The sequence below is a fragment of the Enterobacter quasihormaechei genome (assembly GCF_004331385.1).
Taxonomy (GTDB): Bacteria; Pseudomonadota; Gammaproteobacteria; order Enterobacterales; family Enterobacteriaceae; genus Enterobacter; species Enterobacter quasihormaechei.
In genome coordinates, this window is sequence record NZ_SJON01000002.1 from 181,729 (window position 1) to 195,790 (window position 14,062).

General features: G+C 57.2%; 12 protein-coding genes. 5 read left to right on the forward strand and 7 right to left on the reverse strand.

Translation table 11 applies throughout. From position 1 onward, the window contains the following. Positions 1 to 125 precede the first annotated feature (125 nt). From mutH to E0L16_RS03460, 3 genes are all read left to right on the forward strand, one after another. Entirely contained in the window at positions 126 to 818 is a 693-nt protein-coding gene (gene mutH / locus E0L16_RS03450) for a DNA mismatch repair endonuclease MutH (protein ID WP_063451937.1), read from the forward strand. Positions 819 to 946: 128 nt separating this feature from the next. Then, positions 947 to 1,165, forward strand: a complete 219-nt coding sequence (locus tag E0L16_RS03455; RefSeq protein WP_003862794.1) for a YgdI/YgdR family lipoprotein — start codon at positions 947 to 949, stop codon at positions 1,163 to 1,165. A 131-nt stretch (positions 1,166 to 1,296) separates the two neighbouring features. Then, the gene (locus E0L16_RS03460; RefSeq protein WP_063451938.1) at positions 1,297 to 2,337 is read left to right on the forward strand and encodes an NADP(H)-dependent aldo-keto reductase; all 1,041 of its coding nucleotides are present in this window, start codon (positions 1,297 to 1,299) and stop codon (positions 2,335 to 2,337) included. 105 nt (positions 2,338 to 2,442) lie between these two features. Here E0L16_RS03460 and lplT read toward each other — a convergent pair whose 3' ends face one another. Then, the gene (gene lplT, locus E0L16_RS03465; protein ID WP_112791681.1) at positions 2,443 to 3,636 is read right to left on the reverse strand and encodes a lysophospholipid transporter LplT; all 1,194 of its coding nucleotides are present in this window, start codon (positions 3,634 to 3,636) and stop codon (positions 2,443 to 2,445) included. After that, on the reverse strand, positions 3,629 to 5,788 hold the full coding sequence (gene aas, locus E0L16_RS03470; protein WP_131636332.1) for a bifunctional acyl-ACP--phospholipid O-acyltransferase/long-chain-fatty-acid--ACP ligase: 2,160 nt from the start codon (positions 5,786 to 5,788) through the stop codon (positions 3,629 to 3,631). Before aas ends, lplT begins: the two co-directional genes overlap by 8 nt. A 617-nt stretch (positions 5,789 to 6,405) precedes the next feature. On the opposite strand from aas, the gene galR reads away from it, so the two are divergent. Beyond that, on the forward strand, positions 6,406 to 7,428 hold the full coding sequence (gene galR / locus E0L16_RS03475; RefSeq protein WP_063869266.1) for an HTH-type transcriptional regulator GalR: 1,023 nt from the start codon (positions 6,406 to 6,408) through the stop codon (positions 7,426 to 7,428). Here galR and E0L16_RS03480 read toward each other — a convergent pair. The 4 genes from E0L16_RS03480 to E0L16_RS03495 all read right to left on the reverse strand — a co-directional run bounded on the left by E0L16_RS03480 (position 7,383) and on the right by E0L16_RS03495 (position 11,468). Then, on the reverse strand, positions 7,383 to 7,859 hold the full coding sequence (locus E0L16_RS03480) for a GNAT family N-acetyltransferase (RefSeq protein WP_112791679.1): 477 nt from the start codon (positions 7,857 to 7,859) through the stop codon (positions 7,383 to 7,385). The genes galR and E0L16_RS03480 overlap by 46 nt on opposite strands. After that, positions 7,856 to 8,629 carry a GntR family transcriptional regulator gene (locus E0L16_RS03485; RefSeq protein WP_131636333.1) on the reverse strand — a complete coding sequence of 258 codons (774 nt, stop codon included), beginning with the start codon at positions 8,627 to 8,629 and terminating at the stop codon, positions 7,856 to 7,858. Before E0L16_RS03485 ends, E0L16_RS03480 begins: the two co-directional genes overlap by 4 nt. Positions 8,630 to 8,707: 78 nt before the next feature. Further along, positions 8,708 to 10,135 (reverse strand): glycoside hydrolase family 1 protein, encoded by a 1,428-nt coding sequence (locus tag E0L16_RS03490; protein WP_131636334.1) that lies wholly within the window; start codon positions 10,133 to 10,135, stop codon positions 8,708 to 8,710. Positions 10,136 to 10,142: 7 nt separating this feature from the next. Beyond that, positions 10,143 to 11,468 carry a PTS sugar transporter subunit IIC gene (locus E0L16_RS03495; RefSeq protein ID WP_006811828.1) on the reverse strand — a complete coding sequence of 442 codons (1,326 nt, stop codon included), beginning with the start codon at positions 11,466 to 11,468 and terminating at the stop codon, positions 10,143 to 10,145. Positions 11,469 to 11,767: 299 nt separating this feature from the next. On the opposite strand from E0L16_RS03495, the gene E0L16_RS03500 reads away from it, so the two are divergent. Then, complete coding sequence (locus E0L16_RS03500; RefSeq protein WP_107533660.1) at positions 11,768 to 12,805, forward strand: LacI family DNA-binding transcriptional regulator; 1,038 nt, start codon at positions 11,768 to 11,770, stop codon at positions 12,803 to 12,805. Here E0L16_RS03500 and lysA read toward each other — a convergent pair. Further along, on the reverse strand, positions 12,775 to 14,037 hold the full coding sequence (lysA, locus tag E0L16_RS03505; RefSeq protein ID WP_131636335.1) for a diaminopimelate decarboxylase: 1,263 nt from the start codon (positions 14,035 to 14,037) through the stop codon (positions 12,775 to 12,777). The genes E0L16_RS03500 and lysA overlap by 31 nt on opposite strands. Positions 14,038 to 14,062 lie beyond the last annotated feature (25 nt).

A 14,062-nucleotide genomic window follows, 5' to 3' on the forward strand; every position in this document is an offset into this window, starting at 1 on the left:
ACGCTGCTTTTTATTCTAAAAAACCTGATAAAAACCAACCACATGGAATATGTACTCAGAAAAAGGTAAACTCTATCCACAAGGGATAAAATATCAGCTCATTTTTTAATCAAAAGGTTGTTAGCATGCATTCTCTCGCCCCACTGCTCTCCCCTCCCGTCAGTGAAGCCCAGCTGCTCCAGCAGGCACAGCGTCTGGCAGGCTATTCGCTGGGTGAGCTGGCCGTAATGGCGGGGTTAACGATACCTAACGATTTGAAGCGCGATAAAGGCTGGATCGGCGTGTTGCTTGAACGCTGGCTGGGCGCAAGCGCGGGCAGTAAACCCGAGCAAGATTTTGCGGCGCTGGGCGTTGAGCTGAAAACGATCCCTGTCGATAGCCAGGGGCGGCCGCTGGAAACGACCTTTGTCTGCGTGGCGCCGCTGACGGGGAACAGCGGAGTGACATGGGAAACCAGCCACGTCAGGCATAAGCTGAAGCGGGTGTTGTGGGTACCCGTTGAGGGCGACAGGCAGATCCCGCTGGCAGAACGTCGCGTTGGCGCCCCGCTGCTCTGGAGTCCGGATGAAGAAGAGGAAAGGCAGCTTTCCGAGGACTGGGAAGAGCTGATGGATATGATTGTGCTGGGACAGGTTGAGCGGATCACCGCCCGGCATGGCGAAGTGCTGCAACTCCGTCCAAAAGCCGCCAACAGCAAAGCGCTTACTGAAGCGGTAGGCGCACGGGGCGAACCGATCCTGACACTGCCGCGCGGTTTCTATCTTAAAAAGAATTTCACCGGGGCGCTGCTGGCACGCCACTTCCTGTTGAAAACATAGTTTTTTACCAATTTTGCGCTCCGGCTAACATAATCTCCTCCTTTTTAAGATTTCCCCCCTTTCACCTGTCGTAATATCAGGTTATTACTACACTATGATTTGATACGAGCCAGGTGAGGATGAGAACGATGAAAAAATGGGCAGTAATTATCTCAGCAGTCGGTTTAGCGTTTGCGGTATCGGGTTGTAGCAGCGACTATGTCATGTCAACGAAAGACGGTCGCATGATCCTGACCGATGGCAAACCCGAAGTCGACGACGATACCGGTCTGGTGAGTTACCGCGATCGCGAAGGCAACCAAATGCAAATTAATCGCGACGAAGTATCCCAGATCATCGAGCGTTAAACAGATAAAGGTCAGTAGCTTGCTGGCCTTTATGATTTTTTCCTTCCCCTTTTGCCTTCCCTCTGCCATGTTTATATTCCTTTGTCGGGAGGTTCCTGACGCAGTCTGTATGTCTAAAAAGGAAACCGGCTATGCATTATCACCGTATCCCCCACAGCGCTCTGGAGATCAGCCAACTGGGGTTGGGCACCATGACATTTGGTGAACAAAACAGCGAAGCCGATGCCCATGCACAACTCGATTACGCCGTCAGCCAGGGCATTAACCTGATTGACGTGGCGGAGATGTACCCTGTTCCTCCACGCCCGGAAACACAAGGCCTTACCGAAACATACGTCGGCAACTGGCTGGCGAAACGTGGCAATCGCGAAAAGCTGGTTCTCGCCTCTAAGGTTAGCGGCCCTTCCCGTAATAACGATGCCGGGATCCGCCCTAACCAGATCCTCGATCGCAAGAATATCCGTGCCGCGCTGGATGCCAGCCTCAAGCGCCTGCAAACAGACTATCTCGATCTTTATCAGGTGCACTGGCCGCAGCGTCCGACAAACTGCTTCGGCAAGCTCGGCTACACCTGGAACGAGAGTGCTCCGGCCGTTACCCTGCTGGAAACGCTGGAAGCGCTTACGGAATGTCAGCGCGCGGGCAAGATCCGCTACATCGGCGTTTCCAACGAGACGGCGTTTGGCGTGATGCGCTATCTGCATCTGGCCGATAAACACGACCTGCCGCGCATCGTGACCATCCAGAACCCATACAGCCTGTTAAACCGCAGTTATGAAGTGGGTCTGGCGGAAGTGACGCAGTACGAAGAGGTGGAGCTGCTCGCCTACTCTTGCCTGGGCTTCGGTACCCTGACGGGCAAATACCTGAACGGCGCGAAACCGGCTGGCGCGCGTAACACGCTTTTCAGCCGCTTCACCCGCTATAGCGGTGAGCAGACGCAAAAAGCCGTTGCGGCGTATGTGGATATCGCGAAGCGTCACGGGCTCGATCCGGCGCAGATGGCGCTGGCCTTCGTGCGTCGTCAGCCGTTCGTCGCCAGTACTCTGCTGGGCGCGACGACAATGGCGCAGCTGAAAACCAATATTGAGAGTTTCCACCTGACCCTCAGCGAAGAGGTGTTAGCGGAGATTGAAGCGGTGCATCAGGTTTATACTTACCCGGCACCTTAAGTTGACGTTTTGCCCGGTGGCGGCGTTGCCTTACCGGGCCTACAAAATCTGCCAACATCACGAAACGTAGGCCGGGTCAGGCGGAGCCGCCACCCGGCAAAGATATCACCGCCGACGCTGCCAGACCCACAGCCCGGTAATCGCCAGCGCAAACAGTGCGCCAAACCCCACTCCGATTGCCACGACCGGCGCGCCCGCTTTTACCGCCAGCGAGTAGATCCCCAGCATCAGCAACATCGCCATGTTTTCGCCAAGGTTTTGCACCGCAATGGCGTTGCCAGCCCCGACTGTCTGCTTGCCGCGCTCCTGCAAAAGCGCGTTGAGCGGCACCACAAAGAAACCGCCTAACACGCCAATCAGTAACAACAGGGCATAGGCAGGCAATATGGCATGTTGCAGGGAGAAGAACAGAACGCCGACGCCGATCAGGATCCCCGCAGGCATGCAGCGCGCAACGGTTTCAAGCGTTACCAGTTTGGCCGCCGCCCCGGCCCCGACAACAATCCCGACGGCAACCATGGCATTCAGGTAGGTCGGCGTGGCGTTATCTGTTATCCCCAGCGCCACCGGCACCCACAGCACCAGCAGGAAACGCAGCGTGACGCCGGCACCCCAGAACAGGCTGGTCCCCATCAGCGAGAAGCGCGTTTCACCGTTGCGCCACAGTACGCGGCAGGCATTAAAGAAGCTGCCGGTCATTGGCCCAAAGCGCCAGGATTGTCCCGGACGCGCCACTGCAAGTTTAGGGATAAACAGGTTGGCGATCACCGCGCCGCCGTACATCAGGGCACAGATGCCAAGCGCGGCGAGCACGTGCCAGTCTGCCAGCACGCCGCCCGCCACCGAACCCAGCAGAATCGCCGCAATGGTGGAGGACTCCATCAGGCCGTTGGCTTTCACCAGCTTATCACCGGTGGTAAGCTCCCCCAGAATGCCGTATTTCGCCGGAGAGTAAGCGGCCGCGCCAATGCCCACCAGCGTGTAGCCGACAAACGGGTTGATACCAAAGCAGATGCTTGCCGCGCCCAGAAGCTTAAGGCTGTTGGCAAACATCATGACCCGACCTTTCGGGAAGCTGTCCGCCACCTGTCCGACAAACGGCGCAAATACAATGTAAGCACCCACAAACACCATCTGTAGGATCGGCTGGCTCCAGTCGGGATAAAACTCAGCTTTCAGCAATGCCAGCGTGGCAAACAGCAACGCGTTATCGCCGAACGCGGAAAGAAACTGAGCGGCGATAACCGCCATCATGCCTTTCGACCAGATTGAAGTGTTAGTGTGTACTGACTCACGCATTTTGCTGTTCCGCCTCTTCAACCATGCCCTTCAGGGTCACGAAATCGGGTTTACCGCTGCCCAGCACCGGTAACTGTTTGAGATAACGAATATCGCGGGGCACTGCCAGCTCGGGAATACCGTGTTCGCGTGCATACCTGAGCAGCACGTCACGCTTCAGTTCAGCGTCGGTGGTAAAGAGCACCAGCGCCTCGCCTTTACTGGCATCACTTTTCACCACGGTCGCATGCATTTTCTCCGCAGAGACCGCGGTCGCCAGCGTCTCTACCATTTCAAGAGAGACCATTTCACCGGCGATTTTGGCGAAGCGTTTTGCCCGTCCCTGGATCTGCACGAAGCCCTGATCGTCGAAGCGCACGATATCGCCCGTGTCGTACCAGCCCGTTTCAACCTCGCCATTGACGTTCTCAGCCGTCGGCGCTTCGAGCACGCCCGGATTTTCCACGCGCAGATAGCCGTTCATGACGTTCGGCCCTTTAAGCTGAAGGCGTCCGCCGTCTTCAATGCCCGGCACCGCCAGCAGCCGCGCATCCAGCCCCGGCAGAATGCGGCCAACCGTTCCCGGTTTTGCCGCCATCGGTACGTTGATGGATACCACCGGCGCACACTCCGTCACGCCATAGCCTTCCAGAATGCGCAGGCCAAATTTGTCCTGCCAAATCTGGCGCGTGCTGTCCTGGAGTTTTTCCGCCCCCGCCACCACGTAGCGCACGCGGAAGAAATCATACGGGTTGGCGAAACGCGCGTAGTTACCGAGGAAAGTGGACGTGCCGAACAGCACGGTGCAGTTACGGTCATAAACCAGTTCCGGCACAATGCGGTAGTGCAGCGGGCTTGGGTAGAGGAACACTTCGGCCCCGGTCAGTAGCGGCGTGAAGAGCCCCACGGTCAGGCCAAAAGAGTGGAACAGCGGCAGCGCCGACATAAAGCGATCGTTGGCGGTAAAGTCGGCGATAGTTTTGATCTGTTCAACGTTTGCCAGGATGCTTTTGTGGCTGTGAACCACGCCTTTCGGGTTGCCTTCAGAGCCGGAGGTAAAGAGGATGATGGCATCGTCTTCCGGCTGCTGCTTGACCTGTGCCAGATGCGGCATCAGCAGATGGGCAAAAATCCACAGCTTATCGGCCGTCGTGACGTCTGCTTTCAAATCTTCCAGGAATACCCAGCGCACCTGGGTCAGCTGTTCCGGCAAGTGCCACAGCTTGCCTTTATCCAGGAACTGGCGGGAGGTAAAGACGGTGTTGATTTGTGCCGCGGTAATCGCGCTGGAGAGCCCCTTCACGCCCGCCGTGTAGTTCATCATTGCCGGAATGCGGCCCCGGGAGACGGCACCAAAGATCACCGCCGCGCTGATACCCGCATTCGGCAGCATCAGGCCAATTTTTTCGCCCCGTGTGCTGTACTTCTCAAGGATGCGCCCGACAAACAGCGTTTTGGTCAACAGCTTACGGTAAGTATCCGGCGTAAAGTTGATGTCTTCAATGCAGTTTTTCTTCGCGCCGTAACGATACTGCGCCGACAGCAACGATTCATACAGCGTTTCGCGCGGGCGAACGGCCATGCGCGCTTCCATCATAATCTGGTGCAGCATCTCCCCGGCGATTTTACGGCGGTCACGCGCCCGCGGCGCCTCGGGCATCGGCAGAGACGTTGGCGGTAAAATGTGCAGCGTGATTTTCGGGAACAGGCGCTGCTTCACCAGCCCTTTCAGGCGGCTGAAAAAGGTCAGTTCAGCCCCCTCAATGCGCAACGGCACGACGGTGGCGCGTGACTTCGCCGCGACAAAACCGGCCCCGTCATAAATTTTCATCAGGGAGCCCGTCACGGAAATACGCCCCTCCGGGAAGATGACGACCGGGCGTCCCTGCTCAACCAGACGCACCAGATGTTTAATCATCATCGGTTTGGTTGGGTCGAGCGGCACAAAATCAATCAGCGGCCTGAGCCAGCGCATGTACCATTTTTCACTGATGGAGCTGTACACCGCGAAGACGGGACGGACGGGCAAAAACAGCGCCAGCAATACGCCATCAAGAAAGGAGACGTGATTCGGAGTGATGAGAACACGCTCGCCATAGAGCGACTGCGTATCGCCCGTTACGCGGATGCGAAACAGGACGCGAAACAGTGTGCGGAAGAACCCAAAAAGCATTTCAACTCCCTTTGCCAGCCAGTATGAAAGGTATAAATGGTGGCAGATTACACGAGAAGTAGTGAGGGAGCGATAGCAAATACAGAGGCGAAAAAAAACCTGCGCATCCGCGCAGGTTGGTGCAAGAGAAGAGTACGAAAACGTACTAAGAATTCTCACCAATCAATACCTCTGGGATCTTGATTGTGGTCTCTGGCGGTACGCTTCGCCAGCTGGAAAACGCAAGGGAATGAGCCGAAGTGCAACCAGGTGTGAATATTCTCTGTTGCTGTTACAGGTTGAACTTACAGGCAAAAAAAAACCTGCGTAAAACGCAGGTTGGTGTAAATCGTGTTAATCAACCGAAGCTGATTCCACCTATCAATACCTCTGGGATCTCGACTCTAGCAATTCACGGCGCATCGTTGCTAACGGACAATCGCAACAGCCTGAGGCAAAGTGTAACTAAAGGTTCAGATTGACATTATTCAGACATGACTGGCCGTGTAACGATTACACCGCGAGGGATGTTCTGCATCACGTTTGCAGAGGACGCCCACCCGGTCCCCTTGAATGCGCGCCGCTTTTCCGCAACACTAGTTAGTGTGTAAACGCTTACCCCTATAAGAAGGTATTGAATGGCGACAATTAAGGATGTGGCTCGTCTGGCGGGTGTTTCCGTCGCGACCGTCTCCCGCGTGATCAACAACTCCCCTAAAGCCAGTGATGCATCGCGCCAGGCCGTGCAGGACGCCATGGAAAACCTGAATTATCACCCTAACGCCAACGCGCGTGCCCTTGCCCAGCAGTCAACAGAAACCATCGGGCTGGTGGTCGGGGATGTGTCCGATCCGTTTTTCGGCGCGATGGTCAAAGCCGTAGAACAGGTCTCTTATCACACCGGTAATTTTCTGCTGATTGGTAATGGCTACCACAATGAACAAAAAGAGCGCCAGGCCATTGAGCAACTGATTCGTCATCGCTGTGCGGCGCTGGTGGTACACGCCAAAATGATCCCCGATGCCGAGCTGATTCACCTGATGAAACAAATGCCGGGGATGGTGATGATCAACCGTATTATTCCCGGTTTTGAAACCCGCTGCGTGGCGCTTGACGACCGTTACGGCGCATGGCTGGCAACCCGTCATCTGATCCAGCAGGGCCATACCCGTATCGGTTATCTGTGCTCCAACCACCCGATTTCCGATGCTGAAGATCGCCTTCAGGGCTATTACGACGCGCTGCGCGAAGCCGGTCTGCCCTGCAACGATCGCCTTGTGGCGTACGGTGAACCCGATGAGAGCGGCGGCGAGCAGGCGATGACCGAGCTGCTGGGACGCGGGCGGAATTTCACCGCCGTGGCCAGCTATAACGATTCCATGGCCGCAGGCGCAATGGGCGTGTTAAACGATAACGGGATTGACGTGCCGGCAGAAATTTCGCTGATTGGCTTTGATGATGTGCTGGTGTCGCGCTACGTGCGCCCTCGCCTGACCACCGTGCGTTACCCGATTGTAACCATGGCCACGCAGGCGGCAGAACTGGCGTTAGCGCTGGCCGAGCATCGCCCGCCGCCGGAAATTACTCACCTGTTCAGCCCAACCTTAGTGCGCCGTCACTCGGTGGTTTCGCCCGCTGAAGCCGCGAGCGAACAGCGATAGAGATGGACGGTTTTATCCGGGTATTCCAGCGCATCGCCGATGTAGTGCCAGCCGTAACGTTCGTAGAAGTCGCGGCAGGCAGACCAGAGATGCAGCTCGTGATACCCGGCGCGTCGCGCATAGCCCTTCACATGCTCCTGAAGTTTTCCCGCCAGCCCTTTTCCCCGGGCGGCTTCATCGACATACAGCGCAGCCAGCCATGGATGAAGATCCTGCCGGGAAATTAAATCGCAGCGCCACAGCCCAACGGTGCCCAGCAGCCGATCGTTCTCAACGGCAATAAAGGTGAGCGGTAACGCGCCCGGCGTCAGGCTGTGCTCGACGATGCTCTGGAAAAAGGCGCGCGGCACTCCTTCACCAAACGCTTCCCAGATCCAGTCGATTAGCTGCTCTGTAAACTGCGGCGCAGCGTAAAGCGGCAGGATCTTCACACCAGCTTCCCCTGGAAAAGGGGAACCGATTCGAAGAGATAGCCGTCAAAATCTGGCGCGTCTTCGTCTGACAGCTCAAGCAGGCTCTTTTTAACGTTCTCAAGATGCTGGAACATGGCCTGCCAGGCCCCCATCACGTCGCGGCGGCGGAGCGCAGCGAGAATGGTTTGCCTGTCGCCGAGCCACTTCAGGCGCCAGGCGCGGCTGGCGATATGACCGTTGAACTGCTGCCACAGCGGGCTGCTGTCCATGTGATGCCAGACGCTCTCAACCGTCGCCAGCAGCATCTGGTTTTGGGTGGCCCCCGCCAGCACCAGGTGGAACATTTTATTGTTGTCCTGGCTGAGATCGTCGATGGCAATCGCCCGCTGCTCCTGCTCGATGATGCGGCGCAGGTTGTCGATGTCCGCGCGGGTTGCCATTTTTGCGGCAAAGGCAGCAATGTTGCTTTCAAGCAGCTGACGCGCCTGGAGTATTTCAAACGGGCCAACGTCACTGTTCAGAAAGCGCTCTTCCTCGTTTTCATGCTCCTCCGGAATGCGCATCACGTAAACGCCAGACCCCTGGCGAATATCCACCGTTCCCTGAAGCTCAAGCATCAGCAGCGCCTCGCGCACGATGGTGCGGCTCACGCCATACGTCTCGGCGATATTGCGCTCCGGCGGCAGGCGCGATCCCACGGGATAATGCCCCTGGATAATTTGCGCACGTAAATCCTCGCCAATTTCCTGGTACTGTTTTTTTTCCGGCAGGATGACAGCCTTATCCACGTTTTCACCTGTGTTTTTCAGTTAATGCGCGGGCCGGACGTCCTTCCGGCCAGTTTGTACACTATTTTACCAGAAGGCTTACTTCCATTCATCGTCAACGCTCAGCGTGAGCACGCGCGTCTCGCGCAGCTGGCGGAACCAGGAGGCCGATGCTTTTGCCCGCCGGGCGCGATGGTTCTCAAGGTCGATTTCAATGAGCCCGTAGCGGTTTTTAAACGCGTTCATCGGCGAGACGTTGTCGGTGAAGGCCCACAGCATATAGCCGTGGCAGTTCGCGCCTTCCTCGCGCGCCAGCAGCGTGTAGTAGAGATGTTCGCTGATAAACGCGATGCGGTACGCGTCATCAATAATGCCGTTGCGGTTGCGAAACTGCGCTTCGTTCTCCACGCCCATCCCGCTCTCCGCCACGAACCAGTCGATATTGCGGTAGTCCTGTTTGATCCGCATCGCCATGTCGTAGATGATGCGCGGATAAATTTCCCAGCCGCGGGAGGGGTTCATTCTGCGCCCGGGCAGTTCGAACGGCTCGTAGTAGTACGCCGGATGGAACGGCGTCTCCGGGTGCCAGGCGCGGGACGGGGCTTTTACGCGGTGCGGGTAATAGAGGTTGATCCCCAGCTCGTCAACGGTGTTGTCGGCAATCAGCGCCAGCTCGTCAGCCGTGTAGTCCCACTGCACCTGATGCTGCGCCAGCAGGGTAAAGAGCGCCTGCGGATAGCGCCCGTGCACCAGCGGATCGAGAAAAACGCGGTTATAGAACAGATCGTACATCTCCGCCGCCCGCACGTCATGCGGCGCGCGCGAGCGCGGGTAGGTCACCTCCGGGTTGAGAATACAGCCCACCGTGCCGTCATAGCCCTTCTCACGGAACAGCTTCACCACTTTTGCCGTCGCCAGAATCTTATGGTGGTTCCACTGCATCCAGGTACTGGTGTTTTGCTCATAGGGCCAGCGCAGCGCGTCGAGGTAGACGCGCGTCTGGACCACAATCGGCTCGTTGAAGGTAAACCAGCGGGTAACGTTGCCGTGAAAGCGCTCAAACACCTTTTCCGCGTAGCGCACAAACAGCTCGACGACGTGCTTCGACGCCCAGCCGCCGTAGGTCTCCAGCAGCACGCCCGGCAGCTCGTAGTGTTCCAGGCAAATCATTGGCTCAATGCCCTGACGGTGCATTTCATCGAACAGCGCGTCGTAGTACGCGGCGTACTCCTCGTCTACCGTCGCATTTTCATAGTCGGTTAAAAAGCGTGACCAGTTGATGGAGGTGCGATAGTGCGTCAGGCCCGCCTGCTTCATCAGCGCCACGTCTTCGCGGAAGCGATTGATAAAATCGGTGGCCACCGCCGGGCCATAGCCGTTGTGCCAGACGTGACGATCGTTCTTGTACCAGAGATCGACCCACGAATCCTGCCCCGGCTTTTTGCCGCTCCAGCCCTCGGTCTGCCAGGCCGATGCCGCCGCGCCCAGAATAAAGTCCTGCGGTATGGCTATCTGTTTTGTGCTCATCATATCCTCATGCGTTATCGGTAGCTTGTTGCAGCGCGGCCTGCTCCGCGCGGCGCGAGGCAATTTTCACAAACGGCAGATAGATAATCACCGCGGTCACGATGCAGATAAACTGGGTGATCACCGCCCCCATGGAGCCTGCGGTGGACAGCCAGGCGTTGATCAGCGGCGGCGTGGTCCAGGGCACCATCACCACGGCTTTACCGGCAAACCCTGTCACGGTGGCAAAGTAGCCAATGGAGCCCGTCACCAGCGGCGTGATGATGAACGGGATAGCCAGGATCGGGTTGAGCATGATTGGCATACCGAAGATCACCGGCTCGTTGATGTTAAAAATGCCAGGCCCGATGGACAGCTTGGCGATCTCCTTCATCTCTTTACGTTTGGTGGCAATCATCACCGCGATCAGCAGGCCGATGGTCAGGCCGGAACCGCCGATGCTCATATAGACGTCCCAGAACGGCATGGTGATGATGTTCGGTACCTCTTTGCCCTGCTCGAACGCGCTCATGTTGACGGTGATCGCCCCCAGCAGCAGCGGCTCGCGGATCGGCTTGATCATCTGGTTGCCGTGGATCCCAATCACCCAGAACAGCTGGGCGACAAACATCAGCAGCAGGATCCCCGGCAGGCTTTGCACCACCCGCTCCAGCGGCTGTTGCACCACCTGGTAAACCGCGTCGTAGAGATACATACCGGTAACCTGATGGAACACGAAGCCAAAGGTCGCAATGGCGGTGGTGGTGATAATGGCCGGGATCAGCGCGGAGAACGACGCGGCGACGTTTGGCGGCACCGTGTCCGGCATCCTGATTTTCAGTCCTTTACGGTTTTCCAGCCAGCAGTAGATCTCCACCGACAGGATGGCGATAAACATGCCGAGGAACAGGCTGCGGGTATCGGAGAACTGGCGCAGCAGCACGTCTTTCACCACGTGCATCTCGCCGTCCACCAGCATTTCCACCGTCGTCGGCGTCACGCAGATAAAGCAGATCACCGCCAGCAGGCCGGGGAACAGGGACTTTATGCCGTTAATACGCCCCAGTTCAATGCCGATTAAAAACACCGCGCCGATGTTAAGGAAGTTCAGCGTGGCATAGTTAAGCGCGCTGGTGATCGGCTTTAACGCCGCGAGAAACGACAGCGACTGAAAGCTCGCCAGGCCGTTTTTCGGATCCAGCACCATATTGGAGATCAGTACCGAGAACGCCCCCACAATGATGACCGGCATTAAGGTAATAAACGCAGACTTGATCGCCTGGATATAGCGATAGCTGTTGAAGGTGGTGGCAAAACTGCCCAGAGCGTCGATCAGTTTTTCCTGAAATGCCATAGGGTAATACCTCAGTAAAAGGGCTTTTATTGAATAAGGTGTACAGCCGGATACTATTGGTATGCCAAAAATAGCGTCAGGAGCCGCTTTGTTCTGTGATTAAGCTCTCAACGACGCCAGAGGTATTCCAGATAGCGATTTATCACCATTTTGGTATACCAATGGCAGGTATTTATTCCGCGGGTGAAGATCGTTACCGAAAAGCGTGATCGTTATGGGGTTTTGCCCTCCCCACGTCGCTTATGCGCCGGATGGTCTGTGTTAAACTGCAAACCATTACGTGGAAACAGGAATTTCGAATGGCAACAATGCTGGATGTCTCACTGCGTGCGGGCGTGTCGAAGGCCACCGTTTCGCGCGTGCTGAACGGCACAGGTCAGGTTAAAGAGAGCACGCGTCAGCAGGTATTTCGCGCGATGGAGGAGCTGGGCTATCGTCCGAACTTTCTCGCGCGTTCACTGGCTAACCAGACCAGCAACAGCATTGGTCTGGTCGTCTCGACCTTCGACGGTTTTTACTTCGGACGTTTGCTACAGCAGGCGTCGCGGCAGACCGAAACGCACGGTAAACAATTGATTGTCACCGACGGCCACGATGCCCCCGAACAGGAAGAACAGGCGGTGCAGATGCTCGCCGACCGCAAATGCGACGCCATCGTGCTGTACACGCGTTACATGAGCGAAAAGACGATCCTGAAGCTGATCAACAGCGTGCAGACGCCGCTGGTGATCATTAACCGTGAAGTGAGCCAGGCGGCGGATCGCTGCGTTTTCTTTGAACAGCAGGACGCGGCCTTCAAAGCGGTGGATTATCTGATAAGCCAGGGCCATCGGGAGATCGCCTGTATCACCGTCCCGATCCACACGCCAACGGGTAAAGCGCGGCTGATGGGCTACCGTAAGGCGCTGGAGAAGCACGGTATTCGTCTCGACGAACGGCGGATTAAATACGGCGATGCGGGCATGACGCGGGGTTACGAGCTGTGCAAAGAGCTGATTGCGGAAAAGACGCCGTTCAGCGCCCTGTTTGCCTGTAACGATGATATGGCCCTGGGCGCCTCCAAAGCATTACACCAGGCCGGGCTGAAGATCCCGCAGGATATTTCGCTGTTTGGTTTTGATGATGCCCCCAGCGCAAAGTGGCTGGAGCCTGCCCTGTCGTCGGTGTATCTGCCGATCGATAACATGATCGTCACGGCCATCGACCAGGCGATCCGGCTGGCAAAAAACCAGCCGGTTGAGGCGATCCCGCCGTTCACCGGCACGCTGGTTTTACGCGATTCGGTGACAACGGGACCCTGGTTTAATCAGACCAGCTCTAACGCCAGCAGCTCCTGAATGGTCTGGCGACGGCGAATCAGCCGCGCCACGCCGTTATCGAACAGTACTTCCGGCAGCAGCGGGCGGCTGTTGTAGTTTGAAGACATCGACGCCCCGTACGCACCGGTATCATGCAGCACCAGATAATCTCCCGGTTTTACCTCTGGCAGCGAACGGGTTTCTACTTTCCCGCCTTCCTGCTGAGTAAAGACGTCGCCGGATTCGCACAGCGGGCCGGCAACCACGGTGTCGATGCGCGGCGCGTTGACCAGATCGCGGCCATCGGCAGCCAGCGCCGTAATGTGGTGATAGCTACCGTACATGGACGGACGCATCAGGTCGTTAAAGCCAGCATCAATCAGCACAAAATGACGGCTTCCCATCTCCTTCACGCTACGCACCTGCGCCACCAGCACACCGGCTTCGGCGACCAGGAAACGACCCGGCTCAATCTCCAGCTTCACCGCGTGGCCCAGATGGGCGGCGATGCTGTCGCGGGCGGCGCTCCACAGCCCGTAGTAATGATCCGTGTCGATCGCCTCTTCCCCTTCACGATAGGGAATGGACAACCCGCCGCCGGCGGAGATCGCCTCCAGATCCTGACCAAAATCGATCACCTGACGCACCATGGCGCCACAGACCTGCTCAAGGTGGCCGTAATCCACGCCGGACCCAATGTGCATGTGAATACCCACCAGCTTAAGATCGTAGCGTTGTAAAACTTCCAGCGCCGCAGGCATATCGGCATACCAGATCCCGTGCTTGCTGTTTTCGCCCCCGGTGTTGGTTTTCTGGCTGTGACCGTGTCCAAAGCCCGGGTTGATGCGCAGCCAGACGCGATGGCCAGGAGAGACCTGCCCAAGCTGCTTCAGCATATCCACCGAACCGGCATTGACCGGAATTTGCAGCTCGTGCACGCGCGCCAGCGTGGCGTCGTCAATCAGGTCGGCGGTAAAGACGATCGCGTCGCTATCGGCTTTGGGATCAAACCCCGCCGCCAGCGCACGTTCGATTTCACCCAGCGATACGGAGTCAACCTTTACGCCCTGCTCGCGCATCAGGCGCAGGATGTGAATATTGGAGCAGGCCTTCTGCGCGAAACGCACCACGTCAAACTGATGCAGCGCGGCGATCTTCTCGCGGACAATCTGCGCATCGTAGACCCACACCGGACAGCCGAATTCGGCAGGCAGGCGCAGCAGGTTATAGGCGTTTAAATCGGTTTCGGTCTGGTTGAGCGGGCGTGGCATGGTCGTCTCCGGAAATCTGTTTTTT

Bases quoted from the DNA above. Each gene is read 5' to 3' on its own strand.
- mutH (WP_063451937.1), top strand. From the start codon at position 126: ATGCATTCTCTCGCCCCACTGCTCTCCCCTCCCGTCAGTGAAGCCCAG.
- E0L16_RS03455 (WP_003862794.1), top strand. From the start codon at position 947: ATGAAAAAATGGGCAGTAATTATCTCAGCAGTCGGTTTAGCGTTTGCG.
- E0L16_RS03460 (WP_063451938.1), top strand. From the start codon at position 1,297: ATGCATTATCACCGTATCCCCCACAGCGCTCTGGAGATCAGCCAACTG.
- lplT (WP_112791681.1), bottom strand. From the start codon at position 3,636: ATGCGTGAGTCAGTACACACTAACACTTCAATCTGGTCGAAAGGCATG.
- aas (WP_131636332.1), bottom strand. From the start codon at position 5,788: ATGCTTTTTGGGTTCTTCCGCACACTGTTTCGCGTCCTGTTTCGCATC.
- galR (WP_063869266.1), top strand. From the start codon at position 6,406: ATGGCGACAATTAAGGATGTGGCTCGTCTGGCGGGTGTTTCCGTCGCG.
- E0L16_RS03490 (WP_131636334.1), bottom strand. From the start codon at position 10,135: ATGAGCACAAAACAGATAGCCATACCGCAGGACTTTATTCTGGGCGCG.
- E0L16_RS03495 (WP_006811828.1), bottom strand. From the start codon at position 11,468: ATGGCATTTCAGGAAAAACTGATCGACGCTCTGGGCAGTTTTGCCACC.
- E0L16_RS03500 (WP_107533660.1), top strand. From the start codon at position 11,768: ATGGCAACAATGCTGGATGTCTCACTGCGTGCGGGCGTGTCGAAGGCC.
- lysA (WP_131636335.1), bottom strand. From the start codon at position 14,037: ATGCCACGCCCGCTCAACCAGACCGAAACCGATTTAAACGCCTATAAC.